This is a genomic window from Streptomyces sp. NPDC048442 (assembly GCF_040651475.1).
Lineage (GTDB): Bacteria > Actinomycetota > Actinomycetes > Streptomycetales > Streptomycetaceae > Streptomyces.
In genome coordinates, this window is sequence record NZ_JBEZKB010000001.1 from 222,932 (window position 1) to 244,736 (window position 21,805).

General features: G+C 71.2%; 21 protein-coding genes and 1 pseudogene. 3 read left to right on the plus strand and 19 right to left on the minus strand.

The window, feature by feature from the left end:
• Positions 1–163 precede the first annotated feature (163 nt).
• Together AB0D18_RS01085 and AB0D18_RS01090 are read left to right on the plus strand one after the other, a co-directional pair.
• Entirely contained in the window at positions 164–1,240 is a 1,077-nt protein-coding gene (locus tag AB0D18_RS01085) for a M4 family metallopeptidase (protein WP_362410697.1), read from the plus strand.
• Positions 1,241–1,331: 91 nt separating this feature from the next.
• Positions 1,332–1,604 carry a protealysin inhibitor emfourin gene (locus tag AB0D18_RS01090; protein ID WP_362410700.1) on the plus strand — a complete coding sequence of 91 codons (273 nt, stop codon included), beginning with the start codon at positions 1,332–1,334 and terminating at the stop codon, positions 1,602–1,604.
• Positions 1,605–1,801: 197 nt separating this feature from the next.
• Here AB0D18_RS01090 and era read toward each other — a convergent pair whose 3' ends face one another.
• The 5 genes and pseudogenes from era to AB0D18_RS01115 all read right to left on the minus strand — a co-directional run bounded on the left by era (position 1,802) and on the right by AB0D18_RS01115 (position 5,769).
• Positions 1,802–2,755, minus strand: coding sequence for a GTPase Era (gene era, locus AB0D18_RS01095; RefSeq protein WP_362410703.1), 954 nt, complete (start codon positions 2,753–2,755; stop codon positions 1,802–1,804).
• Positions 2,756–2,858: 103 nt separating this feature from the next.
• Positions 2,859–3,137, minus strand: a pseudogene (locus AB0D18_RS01100) (transglycosylase family protein); the annotation flags it as partial.
• 428 nt (positions 3,138–3,565) lie between these two features.
• Complete coding sequence (locus tag AB0D18_RS01105; protein ID WP_362410706.1) at positions 3,566–3,931, minus strand: cytidine deaminase; 366 nt, start codon at positions 3,929–3,931, stop codon at positions 3,566–3,568.
• Positions 3,932–3,951: 20 nt separating this feature from the next.
• Entirely contained in the window at positions 3,952–4,719 is a 768-nt protein-coding gene (locus AB0D18_RS01110) for a hypothetical protein (RefSeq protein WP_362410709.1), read from the minus strand.
• Positions 4,720–4,884: 165 nt separating this feature from the next.
• Positions 4,885–5,769, minus strand: coding sequence for a helix-turn-helix transcriptional regulator (locus tag AB0D18_RS01115; RefSeq protein ID WP_362412087.1), 885 nt, complete (start codon positions 5,767–5,769; stop codon positions 4,885–4,887).
• Between the two features lie 142 nt (positions 5,770–5,911).
• Here AB0D18_RS01115 and AB0D18_RS01120 point away from each other — a divergent pair, with 142 nt between their 5' ends.
• Positions 5,912–7,357, plus strand: a complete 1,446-nt coding sequence (locus AB0D18_RS01120) for an MFS transporter (RefSeq protein ID WP_362410712.1) — start codon at positions 5,912–5,914, stop codon at positions 7,355–7,357.
• Here the strand turns inward: AB0D18_RS01120 and AB0D18_RS01125 are convergent.
• The 14 genes from AB0D18_RS01125 to AB0D18_RS01190 all read right to left on the minus strand — a co-directional run bounded on the left by AB0D18_RS01125 (position 7,338) and on the right by AB0D18_RS01190 (position 21,352).
• Positions 7,338–7,694 (minus strand): MmcQ/YjbR family DNA-binding protein, encoded by a 357-nt coding sequence (locus AB0D18_RS01125; protein WP_362410715.1) that lies wholly within the window; start codon positions 7,692–7,694, stop codon positions 7,338–7,340. The two genes, AB0D18_RS01120 and AB0D18_RS01125, sit on opposite strands and share 20 nt — an antisense overlap.
• A gap of 165 nt (positions 7,695–7,859) precedes the next feature.
• A complete protein-coding gene (locus tag AB0D18_RS01130; protein ID WP_362410717.1) occupies positions 7,860–9,146 on the minus strand; it encodes a hemolysin family protein in 1,287 nt (428 codons plus the stop codon).
• Entirely contained in the window at positions 9,143–9,640 is a 498-nt protein-coding gene (gene ybeY, locus AB0D18_RS01135; protein ID WP_362410720.1) for an rRNA maturation RNase YbeY, read from the minus strand. Before ybeY ends, AB0D18_RS01130 begins: the two co-directional genes overlap by 4 nt.
• Positions 9,641–9,654: 14 nt before the next feature.
• Complete coding sequence (locus tag AB0D18_RS01140; protein ID WP_362410723.1) at positions 9,655–11,778, minus strand: PhoH family protein; 2,124 nt, start codon at positions 11,776–11,778, stop codon at positions 9,655–9,657.
• Positions 11,779–11,965: 187 nt separating this feature from the next.
• On the minus strand, positions 11,966–13,018 hold the full coding sequence (locus tag AB0D18_RS01145) for a PfkB family carbohydrate kinase (protein ID WP_362412090.1): 1,053 nt from the start codon (positions 13,016–13,018) through the stop codon (positions 11,966–11,968).
• 257 nt (positions 13,019–13,275) lie between these two features.
• Positions 13,276–14,181 carry a ribonuclease Z gene (locus AB0D18_RS01150; RefSeq protein WP_362410726.1) on the minus strand — a complete coding sequence of 302 codons (906 nt, stop codon included), beginning with the start codon at positions 14,179–14,181 and terminating at the stop codon, positions 13,276–13,278.
• A 70-nt stretch (positions 14,182–14,251) separates the two neighbouring features.
• Positions 14,252–14,611, minus strand: a complete 360-nt coding sequence (locus tag AB0D18_RS01155; RefSeq protein WP_362410729.1) for a histidine triad nucleotide-binding protein — start codon at positions 14,609–14,611, stop codon at positions 14,252–14,254.
• 102 nt (positions 14,612–14,713) lie between these two features.
• Positions 14,714–15,790 (minus strand): tetratricopeptide repeat protein, encoded by a 1,077-nt coding sequence (locus AB0D18_RS01160; protein ID WP_362410732.1) that lies wholly within the window; start codon positions 15,788–15,790, stop codon positions 14,714–14,716.
• On the minus strand, positions 15,787–17,049 hold the full coding sequence (locus AB0D18_RS01165; RefSeq protein ID WP_362410735.1) for an AAA family ATPase: 1,263 nt from the start codon (positions 17,047–17,049) through the stop codon (positions 15,787–15,789). The genes AB0D18_RS01160 and AB0D18_RS01165 overlap by 4 nt, the downstream gene beginning before the upstream one ends.
• Before the next feature lie 89 nt (positions 17,050–17,138).
• A complete protein-coding gene (locus AB0D18_RS01170; RefSeq protein WP_362410738.1) occupies positions 17,139–18,095 on the minus strand; it encodes an AAA family ATPase in 957 nt (318 codons plus the stop codon).
• A gap of 234 nt (positions 18,096–18,329) precedes the next feature.
• Positions 18,330–18,989 carry a hypothetical protein gene (locus tag AB0D18_RS01175; protein WP_362410741.1) on the minus strand — a complete coding sequence of 220 codons (660 nt, stop codon included), beginning with the start codon at positions 18,987–18,989 and terminating at the stop codon, positions 18,330–18,332.
• A gap of 44 nt (positions 18,990–19,033) precedes the next feature.
• Complete coding sequence (locus AB0D18_RS01180; RefSeq protein WP_362410744.1) at positions 19,034–19,426, minus strand: VOC family protein; 393 nt, start codon at positions 19,424–19,426, stop codon at positions 19,034–19,036.
• Between the two features lie 88 nt (positions 19,427–19,514).
• Positions 19,515–20,258 carry a 16S rRNA (uracil(1498)-N(3))-methyltransferase gene (locus AB0D18_RS01185; RefSeq protein ID WP_362410747.1) on the minus strand — a complete coding sequence of 248 codons (744 nt, stop codon included), beginning with the start codon at positions 20,256–20,258 and terminating at the stop codon, positions 19,515–19,517.
• Positions 20,255–21,352, minus strand: coding sequence for a nitronate monooxygenase (locus AB0D18_RS01190; protein ID WP_362410750.1), 1,098 nt, complete (start codon positions 21,350–21,352; stop codon positions 20,255–20,257). Before AB0D18_RS01190 ends, AB0D18_RS01185 begins: the two co-directional genes overlap by 4 nt.
• Between the last annotated feature and the right edge of the window lie 453 nt (positions 21,353–21,805).

The window sequence follows — 21,805 nt, forward strand, 5'->3', positions numbered from 1 at the left end:
CAGCCTAACCGAGGTGCGGCGGGGGCGCCGGTCCCGTATCAGTATGCAAGACCCGTCCTCGATGTCAGCGAAACAGTGATCCTTCACTCGATGACTTGAAATATCGTGCGAATCATGGTGGCAGGTAGTGACAGCGGCATGACCCGGTGCCACATTGCTCGCCATGGAAGCCATGCACCCCGTCTTCTGCACCATCGTGCCGCCCCACGTCCTCGACAAGCTCGCACAGGCCGAGGACCCCGCACTCTCCGGACCCGCCCGCCGCACCCTCGAAGCGGACGCCGCGCAGCGCACCCACCGCCGGCTGACCACGGTCGTCGGCGCGCCGTCACTCGTCCCCGCCCCCGGCGCCGCGGACAAGCTGGTGCACCGCACCATCCACGACGCGCACGGCAGGCGCGACCTGCCGGGCAAGGTCGTACGCAAGGAGGGTGACAAGCCCACGAAGGACGCCACCGTGAACCGGGCGTACGCCGGTCTCGGCGCCACCTTCGACCTGCTCCTGAAGGCCTTCGACCGCAACTCCATCGACGGCAACGGCATGTCCCTGCTGGCCACCGTCCACTACGACAAGAACTACGGGAACGCGTTCTGGGACGGCGAGCAGATGGTCTTCGGGGACGGTGACGGGGAACTGTTCCTCGACTTCACGATCCCCGTCGACGTCATGGGCCACGAGCTGGCGCACGGCGTGACCCAGTACACGGCGAACTTCACGTACTTCGGCCAGCCGGGTGCGCTCAACGAGTCCATGTCGGACGTCATCGGCTCGCTCGTGAAGCAGTACGTCAACGACCAGACGGCCTCCGAGGCCGACTGGCTGATCGGCGCCGGGCTGCTCTCCGAGCGCGTCTCCGGGGTCGCCCTGCGCTCGATGAAGGCCCCGGGCACGGCGTACGACGACGACGTACTGGGCAAGGACCCGCAGCCCGCGACGATGGACGACTACGTCACCACCGGCCGCGACAACGGCGGCGTCCACATCAACTCGGGCATCCCCAACCACGCGTTCTACCTGCTCGCCGACGCGCTCGGCGGCAAGGCGTGGGAGCGGGCCGGGCAGATCTGGTACGACACCCTCACCGCGGGGACACTCACCGTCACACCGACCTTCGCGGACTTCGCGCAGGCCACGGTGGCGGCGGCGCACCGGCGGTTCGGGGACGGCGAGGAGAAGGACGCGCTGCTGAAGGCGTGGGAGCAGGTGGGAGTGCCGACGCAGGCGAAGGCGAAGCTGTAGCCGGCTGTTGCTGCTGTACGTGGGGCGTTCCGGCCATGACCGGCGGGGCGCCCCCTACCGGCGGAGCCCTGCGCGTACTAGAACGGACCCCATGCTTATTTCGGTAGTCCGCACCGGAGGTTTCGCCGGCATCGAGCGCCGGGCCGAGGTCGACACCTCGGGCCTGCCCGACGCCCGCGAGTGGCACGCCCTGGCCGCGGCGGCGGTCGCCTCCGGCCGGGGCGTGAAGCTGCCGGGGGCGGCGATCCCGGACGGATTCTCGTACGAGATCACCGTCGACGGGCAGACAGTGCACTGCGCGGAGCCGCAACTCTCCGAGGCACAGCGGGACTTGATCTCGCGAGTGCTGAAGGAGGGGGCCTGACCACTGGGGTTCGCATGTGCGGGTGCGCCGTGGCTGGCCGCGCAGTTCCCCGCGCCCCTAACTGCCTGCCCCTCAGCCCCACTAGCCCCCTTAGCCCCCTAGGGCAGCGGGGCCGCCCCCCGGGGGCGGAACGGGTGGGCAAGGGGGCGGCCCCACGCAGAGCCCGCCCCTCCCGACCGCACGCCCTCGCGACCCCCTCAGAATCCGAGCTTGCGCAACTGCTTCGGGTCCCTCTGCCAGTCCTTCGCGACCTTCACATGAAGGTCGAGGAACACCGGCGTCCCCAGCAGCGCCTCGATCTGCTTGCGGGACTTCGTCCCGACGTCCTTCAGCCGCTGGCCCTTCGGGCCGATGATGATGCCCTTCTGGCTGGGCCGCTCGATGTAGACGTTCGCGTGGATGTCGAGCAGCGGCCGGTCCGCCGGACGGTCCTCGCGCGGGATCATCTCCTCGACGACCACCGCGATCGAGTGCGGCAGCTCGTCGCGCACGCCCTCCAGCGCCGCCTCCCGGATCAGTTCCGCGACCATGACCATCTCGGGCTCGTCCGTGAGGTCGCCCTCCGGGTACAGCGGCGGGCTCTCGGGCAGCATCGGGGCGATGAGGTCCGCGAGCAGCGACACCTGCTGGTCGCCGACCGCCGACACCGGCACGATCTCCGCCCACGCGATGCCCAGTTCGCGCCCGAGCTCGTCGATCGCCAGGAGCTGCTCGCGCAGCTGCTTCGGCGAGACGAGGTCGGTCTTCGTCACGATGGCGATCTTCGGGGTCTTCTTGATCCCGGCGAGTTCCTTGGCGATGAACTTGTCGCCGGGTCCCAGCTTCTGGTCGGCGGGCACGCAGAAGCCGATCACATCGACCTCGGCCCACGTCGTCCGTACGACGTCGTTGAGCCGCTCGCCGAGCAGCGTGCGCGGCTTGTGCAGGCCCGGCGTGTCCACCAGGATCAGCTGCGCGTCCGGCCGGTGCACGATGCCGCGCACCGTGTGCCGGGTGGTCTGGGGGCGGCTGGAGGTGATGGCCACCTTCTGACCGACCAGAGCGTTCGTAAGGGTGGACTTGCCCGCGTTGGGGCGGCCCACGAAGCAGGCGAAGCCGGCCCGGTGGGGGGCGGGGTCGGCTGCGGGGTTTTCGGGAGTACGAGCGCTCATGGGCCCCATTCTCCCCGATGTACGCCGAAGGGCCGACCAGTGGTCGGCCCTTCGATGTCGTACGGGTGCGCAGGCGGCTCGGTTACGCCAGCCCGCCCTTGGCGCCGCAGGAACCCCAGGCGCCCGCGCCCTGGCCCGCGAGGACCTTCTCGGCGACGGCGATCTGCTCCGCCTGGCTCGCCTGGTGGGGGCTCGGCGCGTGTGCGGTGCCGCCGTAGGCGGCCCAGGTCTGCTGGGTGAACTGGAGACCGCCGTAGTAACCGTTGCCGGTGTTGGTGGCCCAGTTGCCGCCCGACTCGCACGCCGCGACGGCCGACCAGTTCGCACCCGAAGCGGCGGACGCGGAGCCCGCACCCGTCAGGAGCACGGCCGCTGCGGCGCCTGCCGCGACGACGGAACCGGTGATACGGCGGGCGGCGGTGGTGCGGATCAGGGAGGAAAGCACGTAGTGACCTAACTCTGGGGGACGTGGTCCGCCGCACGGAAACTTGCGATGTCCCTTGCGGCGTGGTCTCCACACTCCCAGCGCACGCCGCCCCGATCCACGGTCCTTCGGCGGCCTCCGGGGGCCGAAGGTCCCGGCCGGACCGCCCCCGCGCGCCGGGCCGGAAGTCCCGGGCCGAACGTCCCGCCGCGCGCGTCATGCGGGCCGGACCGGCGCCGTACGCATGGTGCGGGCGGGGGTCGCCCGACCCCCGCCCGCACCGCACGTGTGCCGCGTCACACGGTCTGCACCGTGCACGGCCTGCACCGCACACGGCCTGCACCGCGTCGCGCGGAGCGTCCCGCGTCGCGCGGCCCGATCCGCTGCTACGCCTCGGCCCGTACCTTCACCGCCGCGTCCGGTCCTGCCACCAGTACCGGGGTGCCCGCGCCGCCCAGGTCACGTACCGCCGCCAGGTCGGCCTCGGCCGCCCCGTCGGCGGCCGTCACGACGACTGCCGCCTCCAGGGACTGCGCGCCGCTGGCGACTGCCATCGCGACGGCGGTCTGCAGCGCGCTGAGCCGCAGCGAGTCGAGGGCGACGGTCCCGGCGACGTACGTACGCCCGGTCTCGTCGCGCACGGCCGCGCCTTCGGGCACTGCGTTGCGGGCGCGGGTGGAGCGCGCGAGGGTGATGAGCTTCTGGTCCTCGGGGCCGAGGGGGGCATCCTGCTGGGGCTGCGGCGTGGTCATGCCCCGAGCATAGGAAGTACTCAGGCCTTCTTGCCCGCGGGGCCTTCCTTGGTGACCTTCTCGACCTTCGTGACGGACTTGGTGAACGCGTCCGCGAAGGCCTGGACGTCGGCCTTCAGGAAGCTCATCTCCATCGTGGTGGCGATCGCCCCGCCGACGCGCGCGTGGGCGATGTCGTACTGCATGGACGGCATCTCCGGGTCCTTCGACGTGAGCTTCAGGCGCAGGCCCTGGGAGTCCTGGCCCGCCTTCGGCACGGACAGGTCCTCGTACACCACGGTGACCTTGTCGCCCTCGAAGTCACCGGTGAACTTGCGGCAGCTGGGAGGCAGCGGCGGCTCCTTCATCAGCGTCTTGGCCTCGGCCTCGGTGTACGCGGTCACCCCGCCGACCAGGATCGGCCCCTCCTCCGACTTGGTGAAGCCCACGACGGCGGAGTTCTGGGGCTTGGCGCCCTTCTCGGAGCCCACCACCGCGTCGAACAGGAACTGGCACTCCGGCTTGTCGGTCTTGCCCAGAGCGAACTCGGTGCTGCCGGCGGCGCTCGACGAGATCTCGTTGTCCTTGCTCCAGCCGGTGGGCATGTCCCGCACCTCCAGGAGCGCGGACTCCACCTGGCGCTGGGTGAGCGGGGCGACGGCCGGCGGCGTCGAGGGCTTCGCGGCGGCGGTCGGCTTCTTCGCCGCGGGCTTCTCCTCCGCCTTCGCACCGCCCTCGCACGCGGTGGCCAGAAGGACGGACGAGGCGGCCAGGCCGACGGCGGCGGCGCGGAGGGTACGAGTACGCACGGGAGCTCCTGAAGAGATGTTCGATTTACTCCCGGGAATGTAAGTGGAAGGTAAAGGAAACACCAATCCGGCCAGGGCACCCCCGGAAATCCGGCCAGGGCAACCCGGAAGTCCGGCCAGGGCACCCCTGGAAGTCCGGCCGGGGCACCCCCGGAAGCGGGTGACTCAGCCCCCCACCGGGTGCATCGCCTCGCGCCGCCCCTCCGGCGTCGCCAGCCACTCCAGCTTCTCCGCCGTCCCCGTGTCCGGACGCGGCGTGTGCAGCACGATCACCAGGTCGGGCCGGGCCGGTACGCGCAGCTGCGTGGTCTCCACATGCAGCGCGCCGACCACCGGATGGGTCAGGTCCTTGGCCAGCTGCCCGCCCGGTGCGATGTCCCTGCGCTCCCAGAACTCACTGAATTCCGGGCTGAGTTGCTTCGCCCGTGCAATGACCTCCCGGAAGCCGTCGTCGTCCGGCCGCTCCGAGCAGGCCGACCGGAACTGGGCCACCACCTGCCCCGCGAGCTTCTCCCAGCCCGCCGCCCTCGCCCGGTACACGGGGTCGGTGAAGAAGGCGATCAGACAGTTCTGGACGATGCCGGGACACATCCCGAGGACCATCGCGGCGGCGTCGTTGTACTGGACCGTGTTCCAGTAGGCGTCCATGATGTGCGCCGGATACGGCATCCACGCGTCGATGAGCCGCCGCAGCCCGCCGCACATGTCGTCGACGCCCGGATCGACCTCGGGGGCGGGCGGATTGAGCCCGGCGAGCACATACAGGTGACGGCGCTCGGAGCTGCTCAGCCGCAGCACCCGCCCCACCGAGTCGAGCACCTGCGGCGACACCGTGATGTCCCGCCCCTGCTCCAGCCACTGGTACCAGCTGACGCCCACCCCCGCGAGCACGGCGACCTCCTCGCGGCGCAGCCCCGGGGTGCGGCGCCGGGCGCCGCCGTCGGGAAGTCCCGCCTGGGCGGGGGTGATCCGGGCCCGACGGCTCATCAGGAACTCGCGCAGCTCGCAGAGCCGGTGCTCCTTCATGCTCACGCCGGTGCTGTCGCTCATGCTGCCGCCCACGCTGTCGCCCGTACGGTGTGCTGCCGTCGCCATGCCGTCTCTCCCCCTGCTCCGCGGCTGCCTGGTGGTGGCGCCAACAGGATAAGTTCCCACTCCCCACGGTCATTCCGGGAAACGCAAGCTGTGGCACATGGCACTCGACACACCCACCGCTCCCACCCCTCCCCACGCGCACCCCACCACTCCCACCGCTCCCACCGCTCCCGAGCGGCTGACCGGCCGCTCCGTTCTCGTCCTGTTCGTGCTGTGCGCGGCGCAGTTCATGGTGGCGCTCGACTTCTCCGTACTGAACGTGGCGCTGCCCGCCCTCGGCGCCGACCTCGGCATGAGCCAGTCCGCGCTCCAGTGGGGAGTCACCGCCTTCGCGCTCCCCTCCGGCGGGTTCCTGCTGCTCTTCGGCCGCATGGGCGACCTGTTCGGCCGCCGCAAGCTGTTCCTGGCCGGGCTCACCCTGTTCGGTACGGCGTCCCTGCTCGCCACCTTCGCCTGGGACCCGGCGTCCTTCCTGGCCGGGCGCGCCCTGCAGGGCATCGGCGCCGCCGCGATCGTCCCCACCGGAATGTCGCTCCTCACCACCACCTTCCCCGAGGGTCCGCAGCGCGACCGCGCCCTGGGCATCAGCGGCACCCTGCTCTCCCTGGGCTTCACCGTCGGCATGGTCCTCGGCGGCGTCCTCACCGACACCCTCGGCTGGCGCTCCACCATGGGGCTGCTCGCGCTCTTCACGCTGATCGTGCTGCCGCTCGCCCCCGGCGTCCTGACCGAGTCCCGCAACCCGGAGCGCCCGCGCCTGGACATCCCCGGCGCGATCACCGTCACCGGCGGTCTGCTCTCCCTGATCTACGCCCTGTCCACGGCCGCCGAACGCGGCTTCGGCGGCGCGGACGTCATCGTCACCCTCGTCGCGGGCCTCGGGCTCCTCACCGCCTTCGTCCTCATAGAGGCGAAGGCGACGGCCCCTCTCGTCTCGCTCCCCATGCTGCGCCGCCCGTCGGTCGCCTGGGGCAACCTGGGTGGTCTGGCCACGTTCGCGACGATGACCACGGTCGTCTTCGTCCTGACCCTGTACCTCCAGGAGGTACTGCACCTCTCGGCCTCGCAGACCGGCCTGGTCTTCGGCGTGCAGGGCGTGCTGTCGGTGGTCGCGGGCGCCCTCACGCCGAAGGTCGTCGGCCGTCTCGGCGCCCGCCGCACCCTGGTGGTGTCCCTGCTCGTCCAGGGCCTGCTGATGGCGGCGCTGGTGAGCATCGGCAAGGAGTCGGGAGCCCTGCTCGTCACGGTCCTCGTCTCGCTGGCGAGCATGGCGCACCTGGGCGCGATCGTCTCGTACGGACTGACGGTGACCTCCGGGGTCCCCGACTCCGAACAGGGCCTGGCAACCGGCCTGGTCACCACCACCCAGCAGGTGTCCATGACGATCGGCATCCCGCTCCTGGGCGTCCTGGCCACCACCCAGGGCGACCTCTTCACCGGCGTACGCCTGGTCCTCGGCCTCGCCGGCGGTCTTGCCGTACTCACTGCCCTGCTGGCCGCGTACGGGCTGCGCGGACGGGCGCTCAGGGGCGGTCGAGCCTGAGCCGGGTCTCCCTCGGCATTTTGGCCACCACGAGGTCGTACGAGTCCTCGGCCATCTCGCGCACGAGCCGGTCGGGGACGGTGCCGTCGAGGGTGACGGTGTTCCAGTGCCGCTTGTTCATGTGCCACCCGGGAACGATCGCGGGATGCTCACCGCGCAGCCGGAGCGCGTTCTCCGGGTCGCACTTCAGATTCACCGAGAGCGGCACGGAGTCGAGGGCACTCAGCGCGAACATCTTGCCCAGCACCTTGAAGACGGAAGTCTCGGGCCCGAAGGGGAACTCCTCGACGGCTTCATTGAATTCAAGACAGAGGGCACGGAGCTGGGCGGGGGTCATGGCGGCCAGTATGCCGGGCTGTGTCCTCAAACGCCGGACGGGCTGAGAATCTCAGCCCGTCCGGCGTTTGAGGACGCGCGGCGCAGCCGGGCACGGGGCGCAGCCCCGAACACCGGCCCCCACCGGTCCGCGCGGCCCGCGCGGGCCATGCGCAAAGGCCCGCCCCTACTCCGCACCCTCCGACGCCACCGGCTCCGCCAGCACCGTCACAATCTTGTTCCGCCGCCCCGCAGGCGACTCCGCCGTCAGACGCAGCCGGCGTCCGTCCGGCAGGTCGACCATCGCCGAAGCCCCGGCGATCGGCACCCGGCCGAGGGCCTTCGCCAGCAGCCCGCCCACCGTTTCCACGTCCTCGTCGTCGTACTCGTCGAGGCCGTACAGCTCCCCGAGGTCGTCGATGTCGAGCCGGGCGGTGACCCGGAAGCGGCCGTCCCCCAGCTCCTCGACCTGGGCGACCTCACGGTCGTACTCGTCGGTGATCTCCCCGACGATCTCCTCCAGGATGTCCTCGATGGTGACGATCCCGGCCGTACCGCCGTACTCGTCGATCACCACCGCCACGTGATTGCGCTCCTGCTGCATCTCGCGCAGCAGATCACCGGCGTTCTTCGTGTCGGGCACGAACACCGCCGGACGCATCGCCGTCGACACGAGGTCCGACTCCGAGTCCCGGTTCACGTGCGTCTTGCGGACCAGGTCCTTCAGGTAGACGACGCCCACCACGTCGTCCTCGTTCTCCCCGGTCACGGGGATCCGCGAGAACCCGGACCGCAGCGCCAGCGTCAGCGCCTGCCGGACCGTCTTGAACCGTTCGATCGACACCAGGTCCGTCCGCGGCACCATCACTTCCCGCACCAGCGTGTCACCCAGCTCGAACACCGAGTGGACCATGCGCCGTTCGTCGTCCTCGATGAGCGACTCCTGCTCGGCGAGGTCGACCATCGCGCGCAGCTCCGCCTCGCTCGCGAAGGGGCCCTTGCGGAAACCCTTGCCCGGGGTGAGTGCGTTACCGATGAGAATCAGCAGCTGCGGAATCGGCCCCATGATCCGGGCCAGCGGCAGCAGTACGTACGCCGAAGCCGTCGCCGTGTTCAGCGGGTGCTGGCGCCCGATCGTGCGCGGCGAAACACCCACCGCGACGTACGACACGAGCACCATCACCGCGATGGCGACGAGCAGCGCCTGCCACGTCCGGTCGAAGACTTCGAGGAAGCCGTACGTGACCAGGACGCCGGCCGCCATCTCGCAGGCGACGCGCACCAGCAGTGCGACGTTCAGGTACCGGGTCGGGTCGGCGGCCACCTGCGCGAGCTTCGCGCTGCCGCGCCTGCCCGCCCGTACCGCCTCCGCCGCCCGGAAACTCGTGACGCGGGCCAGACCGGCCTCCGCGCACGCCGCCAGCCAGGCCACGACGACCAGGGCGACGGCTCCGACGATCAGTTGCGGACTCATGAGACGGTCGGCGCCGGGGACGGGCCTTCAAGGCCCTTCTCCGCCCGCCAGCCGTCGACGATGGCCGCCTGCAGGCCGAACATCTCGGCCTTCTCGTCGGGCTCCTCGTGGTCGTAGCCGAGGAGGTGCAGCACACCGTGCACGGTGAGGAGCTGGAGCTCCTCGTCCATGGAGTGCTCGGTGTCGGCGTCCTTGCCCTGCTGCTCGGCGACCTCGGGGCAGAGCACGATGTCACCGAGGAGCCCCTGCGGGGGCTCCTCGTCGTCCTTCGTCGGCGGACGCAGCTCGTCCATCGGGAAGGACATGACATCGGTCGGACCGGGGAGGTCCATCCACTGGATGTGCAGCTGCTCCATGGCGGCGGCGTCCACGACGATCACCGAGAGTTCGGAGAGCGGGTGGATGCGCATCCGCGTGAGGGCATAGCGGGCGATGTCGAGGATCGCCCGCTCGTCGACCTCGGTTCCGGACTCGTTGTTGACGTCGATCGACATGGTGCGCTTCTGCTCTACTTCCCGGTCTGGCCGCCTCGCCCGTTGCGGGTGTCGTTGCGGCTGTCGTACTGCTCGTACGCGTCGACGATACGGCCGACGAGCTTGTGCCGTACGACATCCTCCGACGTGAGCCGCGAGAAGTGGACGTCCGGAACGTCCTGCAGGATGTCCTGGACCTGGCGCAGACCGCTCTTCGTGCCGTTCGGCAGGTCGACCTGGGTGACGTCGCCGGTGACGACGATCTTCGAGTCGAAGCCGAGCCGGGTGAGGAACATCTTCATCTGCTCGGTGCTGGTGTTCTGCGCCTCGTCGAGGACGACGAACGCGGAATTCAGCGTGTTGTGGGTCAGGAGGTAGTCCTGAGTCACATAGAGCGAGTCCTCGGCCGCGACCTGGATACAGACTGCTTCCTCGCGCCCCGCGGGCTCGATGCTGTCGATGAACCGCACCGGGCGGCCGCCGCCTCCTGCCTCGTGGTACTTCTCCCGCTTGCGGGCGAGACGGAAGGGCTCGATGCCCTCCGGGAGGCGGATGTCGATGACGTGGGAGTCGTACCGGTGGTGCACCTCGCGCCCCCTGGCCCGCCCCGGCTCGCGGCCCTGCGCCGCCCCGCGGCGGGTGTAGGCGACCCCGCCCAGGGACTGGACCAGGGCGATGACGTCGTCGCGCAGCGGGATCGACGTCGTCGAGTACTGGATGCGACAGGTTCGGTCGGCCTGGGTGACCGGCCCTCCGTCGGCATCGAGGAGCCCCTGGAGGACCGCCAGCCGGACCTCGGACGAGTTGAACCGGTAGTCGTCCGGCACGAACCTGGAGTGCGGCCTGGCTCCGATCAGGTCCAGGGCGCGCAGTGCCCCGGTGACCGGGTTCTCCCGTGTCGCGACGCTGCCCGGTGTCTTCACCCGGTTCAGGACGTAATCGGGTCCGCCCTTGTGCCGGACGCTGACGCCGGGAAGCGCCGCACCCAGTGCGAGGGCCAGTTCCGGATCCTCGGTCGCGAAGGACGGCGTGGTCCCACCGGTCATACAGCCGTCGCCCAACAGGAGGCCCAGGGCGTACGGATCCATGGGCACCTCGCGTTCGGGGAACTCGACCGGAGCGGTGAGCAGCGGCAGTTCGTAGCGACGGGCGTGCCCGGCACGGAGGTTGCCGATCATCTCCTTGGTCTCCAGGACCCGCCACGGCTGGTCACGACGACGGTCGTCAGCCGTCCGTACCGTCCACAGGTGCTCGGCGCAGCACAGCGTCCAGGACCCGTCCTGGGCGCTGACGCGATAGATGTCCTTCTCACCCTGCGGATACACGCCGAGGACAGGAGTCGGCTCGCCGTCGGAGCCGACCACCAGATCGCCCACCCGGAGGTCCCCGATGGGGCGCCAGCCGTCCGGAGTCAGCACGTTCGTGAAGACCGGTTGCGCGCGGCCGCGCATGTACGCCAGGGGGGCCACCTCGATCGTCCCGGCCGCCATCAGGCGGGGGATGGTCTCGGGGTCCATCATGTCGTGCAGCGCGTCGTAGAGCGGGCGCAGATACGGGTCGATCTTGTCGAAGAGCGTGCCGGGCAGGAAGCCCAGGCGCTCGCCGGCCTCGACGGCGGGACGGGTCAGGATGATCCGGTCGACCTGCTTGGACTGGAGCGCCTGGACCGCCTTCGCCATGGCGAGGTAGGTCTTGCCCGTACCGGCGGGGCCGATGCCGAAGACGATGGTGTTCCTGTCGATGGCGTCGACGTACCGCTTCTGGTTGAGCGTCTTGGGGCGGATGGTGCGGCCGCGGTTGGAGAGGATGTTCTGGGTCAGGACATCGGCCGGGGTCTCGGCGGCCCCTTCCCCGTTGGCCCCGTTGCCGTTCGCCCTGAGCATGGCGATCGAGCGTTCCACTGCGTCCTCCGTCATCGGCTGCCCGGTGCGGAGCACCAGCATCATCTGATCGAACAGCCGCTGGATCAGGGCGACTTCCGCCGGCTCCCCCGTAGCGCTGATCTCATTTCCCCGGACGTGGATGTCGGCCGCCGGGAAGGCCTCTTCGATCACGCGCAGCAGGGCGTCGCCCGATCCCAGCACCATCACCATCGGGTGCGTGGCAGGGATCTTGAACTCGGCGCGGGCCTGCGGCTGCTGTGTGGGTGTCTGAGTCATGGGCCGGCACTGTGGCCTGCACATACCTCCCGTTGCAGGGTTCTCGCGGCTCGAAAACCTCTGGAATCCCAAGCGTACGACTCGGCGCTGACAACACCGAGGGGTTTTACCCGTGGGGTTGTTCCTTCGCGCGCTGCGCCCGGATTCTCAGTACGCCATGTCCTTCGCGCGCTATGCCCTTCTCGCGCTACGCCCGGAACCCGATCGTGGGCACCGCCCTGCGCAGCGGCCACGGCCGGGCGTCCGCCGGGAGGAGGCCGTCCAGGAACGCGTACCGGCGCAGCGCCTCCCGGTCCTGGGCGTCGTGCCCCTGCACCTGCTGCCACCACGCGCCGATCTCCGACCAGCCGGGCGCGGACAGCGAGCCGCCGAACTCCTGCACGGAGAGGGCGGCGGTGAGCCCCGCGAAGGCGAGCCGGTCGGCGAGCGGCCAGTCGGCGAGGGTGCCGGTGACGAACCCGGCGACGAAGACGTCCCCGGCACCGGTCGGGTCCAGTGCCTCGACGGCGATGGCGGGCACCTCGGCGGTCTCGCCGGTCGAGCCGTCCACCGCGTACGCGCCCTCCGCGCCCAGGGTGACGACCGCGAGCGGCACCTTCTCGGCGAGCTTGCGGGCGGCGCTGCGAGGGCAGTCGGTGCGGGTGTAGCGCATGGCCTCCTCCGCGTTCGGGAGGAAGGCCTCGCAGTGCTCCAGGTCGGCGAGCCCGGCCAGGTCCCAGCGGCCGGTGTCGTCCCAGCCGACGTCGGCGAAGACCTTGGCGCCGCAGCGGGCGGCAGCGGCGGTCCACTCCTCGCGGCGGCCCGGGACGAGGGACGCGATGGCGGCACGCGCGCGAGGGGGGCACGAGGGGAAGGGCGCGGAACCGCCGGGCGGGGGCGCCTCGTGGCCGTGCGACACCATGGTGCGCTCGCCCTCGTATGCCATGGAGACGGTCACCGGGGAGTGCCAGCCGGCGACCGTACGGGACATCCCGAGGTCGATGCCTTCGCCGTCGGCGAGGGCGTCCCAGCAGTACTCGCCGTAGTGGTCGTCGCCGAAGGCCGCGGCGAGGGAGGTGCGCAGGCCGAGACGGGCGAGGGCGGTGGCCATGTTGGCGACGCCGCCGGGGCTGGAGCCCATGCCGCGGGCCCAGGTCTCGGTGCCGCGGACGGGGGCGCTGTCGAGCCCGGTGAAGATGATGTCCAGGAACACCGTGCCGGTGAGGAACACGTCGCAGGCGGGCCCGTCGGGGGCGCGCAGGCCGTCGAGGGGGTCGACCCGGCGGGCGGGATCGTGGTCGGCGTAGTGATCGCCGTAGTGGTCGGCGTAGTGATCGCCGAAGTGCTGGTGCGTACTCACTGGTCGCTCCCCGTGGTGCGGTGCCTGTGCTGCCGTTTCGCGGCCAGTGTGCACGATCGTCGGGGCCGGGCGGCGCTCTGTGAACGGGGCGTCACGTGGACGTCGCAAAGCCGCTGGGGCTCCGCCCGGTGGTGCGGGGGTGCTCGGTGGTGCCCCGTTCACACCCGCTTGGGCACCGGCACCCGCATCAGGTCCGCGGCGACGGTCAGCTCGCCCTCGAAGCCGGCCGCGCGGGCCTGGCGTTCGAACTCCTCGGGCTCGCTGTAGCGCTGCGAGAAGTGCGTCAGGACCAGGTGCCGTACGCCCGCCTCCTGCGCCGCCCGTGCGGCCTGCCCCGCGGTGAGGTGGCCGTGGTCGGTGGCGAGACGGACGTCCTCGTCGAGGAACGTGGACTCGATGACGAGCATGTCGCAGCCCTCGGCGAGCGCGTGCACGCCGTCGCACAGGCGGGTGTCCATGACGAACGCGAAGCGCTGTCCGCGGCGTTCCTCGCTCACCTCTTCGAGGGCGACGCCGTGGAGCGTGCCCTCCCGCTGGAGGCGGCCGACGTCGGGGCCCTTGATGCCGTGCGCGGCGAGCTTCTCGGGCAGCATGCGGCGGCTGTCGGGCTCGACCAGGCGGTAGCCGTAGCTCTCCACAGGGTGCGACAGCTTGTGGGCGTGCAGGGTGTACGCGGGGGTCGCGGCCAGGGCGCCGTCGGCGGACACCGGGACCTGTGCGATGTCGACCGTCTCTCGGTAGGCGGTGGAGTACCGCAGCCGCTCGAAGAAGTGCTGCCCGCTCGCCGGGTAGTGCGCGGTGACGGGGTGCGGAACCCGGTCGAGGTTGATGCGCTGGACGACTCCGGCCAGACCGAGGGAGTGGTCGCCGTGGAAGTGCGTGACGCAGATCCGGTTGATGTCGTACGCGGCGACCCCGGCGCGCAGCATCTGGCGCTGGGTGCCCTCGCCGGGGTCGAAGAGGATGCCCTCGGCGTCCCAGCGCAGGAGGTAGCCGTTGTGGTTGCGGCGGCGGGTGGGTACCTGGCTGGCGGTGCCGAGGACGACCAGTTCGCGTGCGGACACGGTGCTCTCTTTCGAACTTTCGGACTTCCGAACTGGCGACCTGTCGACCTGTCGACCTGTCGAACCGGGCTTATCCGGGCGGCCAGTTGAGGCCGCGCCCGCCGAGGACGTGGGCGTGCGCGTGGAAGACGGTCTGGCCCGCTCCGGCGCCCGTGTTGAACACGATGCGGTAGCCGCTGCCCGCGAGCTTCTCGTCGAGGGCGACCTGTCCGGCCTCGCGCAGCATGTCGGCGGCGATCTGCGGCTCGGCGGCGACCAGCGAGGCGGCGTCCGGGTGGTGCACCTTGGGGATGACCAGGACGTGGGTGGGCGCCTGCGGGTTGATGTCGCGGAAGGCGACAGTGGTCTCGCTCTCGCGGACGATCGTGGCGGGGATCTCCCCTGCCACGATCTTGCAGAACAGGCAGTCCGCCTGCGGTTCGCCGGCCATGGCGTGCCCTCCTCATGATGCGGTGATCGGGTACGGCGCATGCTATCCGTACGGTGCTGCCGGGCCGGGGCCCGCCCGTTGCCCGCCGTACGCCGCGCTCCGTCAGCGGCGCATGCCGGCCCGCTCGAACCAGATCGTCAGCAGCGTCGGCACCAGCGCCAGCCAGAACAGGATCTGCGGCACCAGGCGTTCCGTCCACGGCACGGCGACCACGACGACCGCGCACAGGGTGCACCAGGCGGCCTGCCCGACGGCGACCTTGCCCCAGAAGTTCGTCCGTACGAACTCCCCGAAGCTCAACCGCACTCCAGTGCGCATCCTGCGGTAGCGCCGCCACGCCCCGAACCCCCACACCGCGCCCATCACGACGAGTGCGTACAGCCGGGTGCCCAGCGGCGCGGGCAGGCCCGCGTCGTCGCCCTCGCCGGGGAAGAGCCGCCCGGACACCCCGGAGATCACCACGCACAACAGGGCGAGCCAGCGGGTGCCGCGCAGCATCCGGAAGACGGCGCCCTGGAGCGCCCGCTGCATCTCCTTGTCCTGCGGGAGGACGGAGAGCGCCGTGGCGTACGAGTCGGCGATGTCGGACAGTTTCGCGGAGGGGTCCTTGGCCTTCGCCTCGGCGAGGGCCTTGTGCGCCCACCTGCACTCCGGGTCGAGGGAGAGTGCCGCGCGGGCGGAACTCTCCATCAGGTCCTGCCTCTTGAGGAAGTAGGCGTAGGTGTAGACCGCCTGGTGCGCCTCCGGCTCCTGCGGTGCCAGCCGTACCGCCTGGAACGCCACCTCCAGTGCAGCCGGCCACTGGTCGAAGGGGTGCATCATCGCCTTGGAGAGCGCGACGTGCGCGCTCCAGGAGTCCGGTGCACAGCGCACGGCCTCCCGCCCCGCGGCCAGTGCCTTGTGCCAGTTGGGGGCTCCGTGGAAGAAGTAGGAGCGCAGGATGTGCGCGTACGCGTAGTCCGGGGCATGCGCGAGGGCCTGGTCGAGCGCCCGCTCGGCCTCCTCGTACTCCTCGGCCCTCAGATGGCAGCGGTGCATCCGCGTCCAGGCTTTCGCGTCGGACGGCTCATCGGCGAGCCTGCGGGCGATCAGCTCGCGGGCCTGTTCGGTCCTGCCCACCTCCAGGAGGAGGTCCGCCTTCTCGACGGCGTCCTCCAGGCTCCCCGTCGTGCCGCTCACAGTTTCCGCTTCCTCTTGAGGTGGGCGAGCAGGTCGTCGTACGTGCCGCCGTCGTTGGCGAACATGGCGACGTTGCGCGCGGAGGCGAACCAGGCCTCGGTGGACGGCTTGATCTGCCGTACGGCGCCCAGCAGGCCCTTCGTGTTGATCATGCGTACGGTGCCGGTGCGCGCGGAGTCCATGAGCGCCGTCTCGGACGCGGTGTCGCAGACGTGCGCGAGGTCGGCGCCGGAGAAGCCGTCCGTGACGTTGACGAGTCTGCCCAGGTCGACGGAGTCGATGGGGCGTTCCCGCAGGTGGTAGCGGAGGATCGCCTCGCGGGCCGCCTCGTCGGGCGGCAGCACCAGCAGGGTGCGGTCCAGGCGGCCGGGGCGGCGCAGCGCGAGGTCCACGTCCCAGGGGACGTTGGTGGCGGCGAGGACGAAGACGCCCTCGTTGTCGCCGTCGGCGCCGTCGAGTTCGACGAGGAGCTGGTTGACGGCGTTGCGCAGCCCGCTGTGGTGCGAGCGGCTGCGTTTGGCGCCCAGCGCGTCCAGTTCGTCGAGGAAGACCACGCAGGGGGCCTTGGCGCGGGCGGCCCTGAACACTTCGTGGACGTTCTTCTCGGACTGCCCGACGTACATGTCGAGGACGTCGCTGAGCGACACCGACATGAAGGACGCACCCAACTCCCCCGCGATCGCACGGGCGATGAACGTCTTGCCGCAGCCGGGCGGCCCGTACAGTAGCAGCCCGCCGCGCAAACTCTTGCCGAACAGTCTGCGCAGCTCCGGGTTGCGCATGGGTGCCAGGAACGCCGCTTCCAGGCGGTCCTTGACCTCCTGCATGCCGCCGACGTCGGCGAGACGGATCCGGCCGGGCGCCTCGATGTCGTACGCGGGGGCGTCCGCCACCGCCTCCGCGGTGTCGCCCGTCGCGGCGAAACGCGGCGGCACCGCGTCCCCGACCTCCTGCTCGGCGGCCCGCCAGTCGAACCCCGCCGGGGGCTGCGTCACGGACGGTTCAGGAGCCTGCGTCACGGGCGGTTCAGGAGCCTGCGTCACGGGCGCCACCGGGCCTCCCACCGCCCGCGCCATCAGTGCCCGTGCCTGCGGGTCGCCGGGCGCGTGCGTCAGCGCGACGGCGGCCTCCCCGACGGCTGCGTCGCCCTGCCCCGCGTCGAGCAGCAGCTCGGCGAGGTGCAACCGCAGGGGTACGTCGTCGGGGACGGCCGCAACGGCTGTGCGCAGGCTGCGGATCAGAGGTGACTCGTCGGACATGCGGCCACCCTACGAAGGCGGTACGCCCCCCTGCCCACGCGGGGCGGGAAACAGCCCCACGGCGCCGCTGCGGCATCCCCGCGGCGTCCCTACGGCGTTCCCAGGCCCGCCAGCAGCAGCTGCCCGTACTCCCGGTGCGCCAGCGGCAGTCGGAACGTTCCGTCGTCCTCCGGCAGCACCACCGACGCCTCGATCAGCGCGGCCAGTTCGCCGTCGCCCGCGAACACCGTCTCGACCTGCTCGGCGGTGAAGTTCCCGGTGAACGCCGACAGCCTTGCCCACAGCAGCCGTTCGGCCCGCCCGCACAGATCGTGGCTCCACGCGATCGCCCTCAAGAGGGTGCGGTGCCGGGAGGGTTCCTTGGGACCGTGTATCAACACCCCGAACCTGGCGCCCGGTTCACACAGGCTGCCGTAGAGCTGCTGCGGGGTGAGGGACCTGCCCAGGGTGCGCGCCGCGAGCAGCACGCTCAGCGGGTCGCCGTCGAGGCGCTCGGCCAGCAGCCGGGTCCAGAACACCGACAGGTCCACCCCCTGCACCGCCGCCTTCTCACGGAGGAGTTCGACGGTCTGATCGCACGACAGCGGGCGCAGCGGCACCCGGTACTCGCCGGGCACACCGATCGGACTGCGGCTCGTCACCAGGATCTGCAGGCCGGGGCACGAGTCGTGCACCCTGCCCACCAGGTACGCGCAGCCCACCCGGACGCGCTCGCAGGTGTCCAGTACGAGCAGCCCGCGCCGCCCCGCAAGGAGCCGCAGCACCGCCTCCATCGGGTCTGTCCCGCTGCCGGGGGCGGTCCCGGCGTGCAGGGCCGCGGCGACGGTCTGCGGGACGAGTGCGGCGTCGGCGCAGTCGGAGAGGTCCGCGCGGTGGACGGGGAGATCCGTGACGGACTCCGCGAGGCGTGCGGCGAGATGCGACTTGCCGACTCCGGCGGGCCCGGTGAGGGTCACCAGCCTGGTGTCGGCGAGGACTTCGAGGAGCTCACCGAGGACCGGCTCGTGGGGGATGCGGGGGACGGGGTGGCCGTATGCGGGAGGCATGCGCCCACTGTGGCGGCCGACGGGCCCGCCGCGCGCCCCCGTCGGCCGGAGATCCGTACACCTAATTCCCCCGTGGGGACTACGTAGGTATGCGCGGCGAAGGTGGCAGCCCTGCGCACACCCCGGTCGCGGCGGTCGCACTCCCGGGTCCTGCCCGCCGCATGCGCACATCCCTGCCCCGCCGTCACCGCCGCGAACCTCGCACGCGCGGCCGGTGCGCTCGGTGTTCGCTGCTCACTTGTCCGAAGGACAGCCGCAGGTGGGTTTCGGATCGGGGGCCGGGTCGGGCGGCGCGGTCACCGTGACGGTGACGGTGGGCTTCGGATCGGGGACGGGGTCGGGTTCCGGCGGGGCCACGGTGACGGTGGTCGTCGGTTTCCCCGTGGGCCGGTGCGTGGGCCCGGTGGTCGGCGTGGGCCACGTGGGCGGCGCCGAAGTCGGTCCCGTGGTGGGGGCGTTGCAGTTGCCCAGCACGCTCACCCGGAACACGGTCCGCCCCGACACCTTCGCGGTCAGGTCGCCCCGTACGCACCGCCCGTCGCGCTCGTCAGTGACCTTGCCCGCGATCCGGATCTCGCGCCCGTCCCGGGACTGGCCCTCGCACGCGACGGTGGCGACGGAGCGGCGGGGGCCGGGACTGCCGGTGGCTCTGCCGGCACGGGCGGTGGCCCTGCCGGTCTCCCCGACGGTGGCCGTACAGGTCATCCAGTCGACGTCGACCCCGGCACGCTGCAACGCACTCGTACCCCTCTGGTCGGTGGTCAGCGCGACCGCGAAGGAACTCAGGCCGTCGGCGGCGCCCGGCTCGCACGCCGTGACGCCCGCGACCGCCGCACCGGCGACACCGATCGCCGCGAGGGTGCGCCGGTGCCGTATTCGCCTCATTGCCCCCATGGAGGGCAGCCTGCCACCGCACACGGGGGAGGGACAGGGGCGTTTCAGCCGCCGAGCAGCAGCCACTCCTGGAGTTCCACCAGGTTCCCCTCGGGGTCCTTGAGGTGGGCGACACGCATGCGTTCCGTCATCGGCGCGGGTCCGTGCACCAGGACCGCGCCCCGCCCGGTGATCTCCTCGCAGTACCGGTCGAGGTCGTCGACCCGCAGCACCACGAACGACCGGTGCCCCGCGGGATCCGTGGCGAGCTCCCCGAGCAGCTCGGCCATCATGGCCCGGTCCTGGAGGGCGATCCCGGCGGACCCGGTCGCCGGCGAGAACTTCTCGTACGGCCCGTCGGCGAAGCCGGACTGGGGCTTCAGCCCCAGCACCTCGCCGTAGAAGCGGTAGCAGGCACGGAAGTCCGAGACCAGCAGCCGGACTTGAGCGAGTTCCATGATGCACTCCTCTTTGAGGCGGAGGACAGAAAACCAGACTTCCCCGCGGAGCTGTTCCCCACGGGGCCGTTCAGGACGAGGGGGCCGTTCAGGACCACCGGCCGGTACGCCCCAGCAGCAGCGCCGTCGCCGCCGTGCCCGCCGTGGACGTACGCAGCACACTGCGTCCCAGCCGGTACGGTTTCGCCCCCGCCGCGGCGAAGACGGCCAGCTCCTCCGGGGACACTCCCCCTTCGGGCCCGACGACCAGCACGATGCTGCCCTCTTGAGGGAGCTCCGCGACCGCCAGCGCACCGCTGTCGGCGTCCCGGTCCTCGTGCAGCACGGCGGCGAAGTCGGCGGTGGCCAGAAGTGCCCCCACCTGTTTGGTGCTCATCGCGTCCGTGACCTCGGGGAAGCGGAGCCTGCGCGACTGCTTCCCGGCCTCCCTCGCGGTGGCCCGCCACTTGGCGAGGGACTTGGCGCCCCGCTCGCCCTTCCACTGCGTGATGCAGCGCGCGGCCTGCCACGGCACGACGGCGTCGACCCCGGTCTCCGTCATCGTCTCCACGGCCAGCTCGCCCCGGTCCCCCTTGGGGAGGGCCTGCACGACGGTGATGCGCGGCCGGGGCTCGTCCTCGACGACCGTCCCGGTGACCTTCACGACGAGCCGGTCCTTGCCCTCCGCGGCGACGACGACGCCCTCGGCGCCGTTCCCCGCCCCGTCGGCCAGAACGACGTCCTCGCCCTCCTTCAGACGCCGTACGGACACCGCGTGGCGCCCCTCGGGGCCCTCCAGGACGTACTCCCCGCCCTGCGGCACGCTCTCCACCACGAACACCGGCGCCGTCATGACGTCGACCTCCTCAAAGCCATCTCCGTCCACGCCGAGTCCGCCTCGGCCGCGAGCACCTGTACAAGCCGCCCGGCGGGCAGGTCCCGCGCCAGCCGGTGCCCCTGTCCCGCCCACAGCGCCATGCCCTGGGCGTCACCCACCCGCGCCGCGGCCCTGCGCAGCCCGGCGGTCATGTAGTGCACCTCGGGATACCCGGACGGGGCGTACGGGCCGTGCTCGCGCATGAACCGGTTGACCAGGCCCCGCGCGGGCCGCCCGGAGAACGCCCGGGTGAGTTCCGTGCGTACGAACAAGGGGTTCTTCAGGGCCTTCTTGTGGATCGCGTGCGCACCGGACTCCGGGCACGCCAGGAACGCCGTCCCCAGCTGCGCCGCGTCCGCCCCCGCGGCCCGTACGGCGGCGATCTGCGAGCCGCGCATCAGCCCTCCGGCGGCGATCACCGGCAGCTGTACGGTCTCGCGGACCTGCGTCACCAGGGACAGCAGCCCGAGCCCGCTGCTGCCGTCGGTCTGCGGGTCGTCGCGGTGCGTGCCCTGGTGCCCGCCGGCCTCGATGCCCTGCACGCACACGGCGTCCGCGCCCGCCCACTCGGCGGCCTGCGCCTCTTCCGGAGTGGTGACGGTGACGACAGTGAAGGTCCTGACCTTCGCGAGGGCGTCGAGTTCATCTCTTGAGGGGCAACCGAAGGTGAAGGACACCACGGCCACGGGGTCGTCGACGAGGAGCGCCAGCTTGGCCTCGTACCCGTCGTCGGTGCCGTGATCGTCGCGCTCGGCGATCGGCGTCTCGTACCAGGCGCTCTCGCTCGCCAGCTGCTGCCGGTACAGGTCCAGGGCCGCCGGGTCGGCGGCGGGCTGCGGCATGAACAGATTGACCCCGAACGGCTTCGGGGTCAGCGCGCGCAGCTGCTTGATCTCCTCGTACATCCCGTCGGCGGTCTTGTAACCGGCCGCGAGGAAGCCGAGCCCACCGGCCTCGGACACGGCACCGGCCAGCTCGGGGCAGGAGGCCCCACCGGCCATGGGCGCCTGCACAATCCCTCGCCGGCACAGCTCTCCCAGCGCGGGCATCACCCTGGACTCAACAGACATGCCCGCATCGTTTCACGACCGGGCCGACCCGCCGAATCGAACGGAAAACGGGGCCGGCCCCGAAGGCCCGACCCCGTTTTCCACAGAATCCACACCATGCGGACCAGCGCCCGTTGAAGGCGTCCTTCAACCGCGAGAACAACCCCTGCTGCCCCGGCTGACCGTGCTGCCCGGGGGACGACCCCCGAATCCCCAGCAAGGGCACCAGCTGCTCAGCGCCCGTTGAAAGCGTCCTTCAACCGCGAGAACAACCCCTGCTGCCCCGGCTGACCGTGCCGCCCGGGGGACGACCCCCGAACCCCCAGCAAGGGCACCAGCTGCTCAGCGCCCGTTGAAAGCGTCCTTCAACCGCGAAAACAACCCCTGCTGCCCCGGCTGACCGTGCCGCCCGGGGGACGACCCCCGAACCCCCAGCAAGGGCACCAGCTGCTCAGCGCCCGTTGAAAGCGTCAT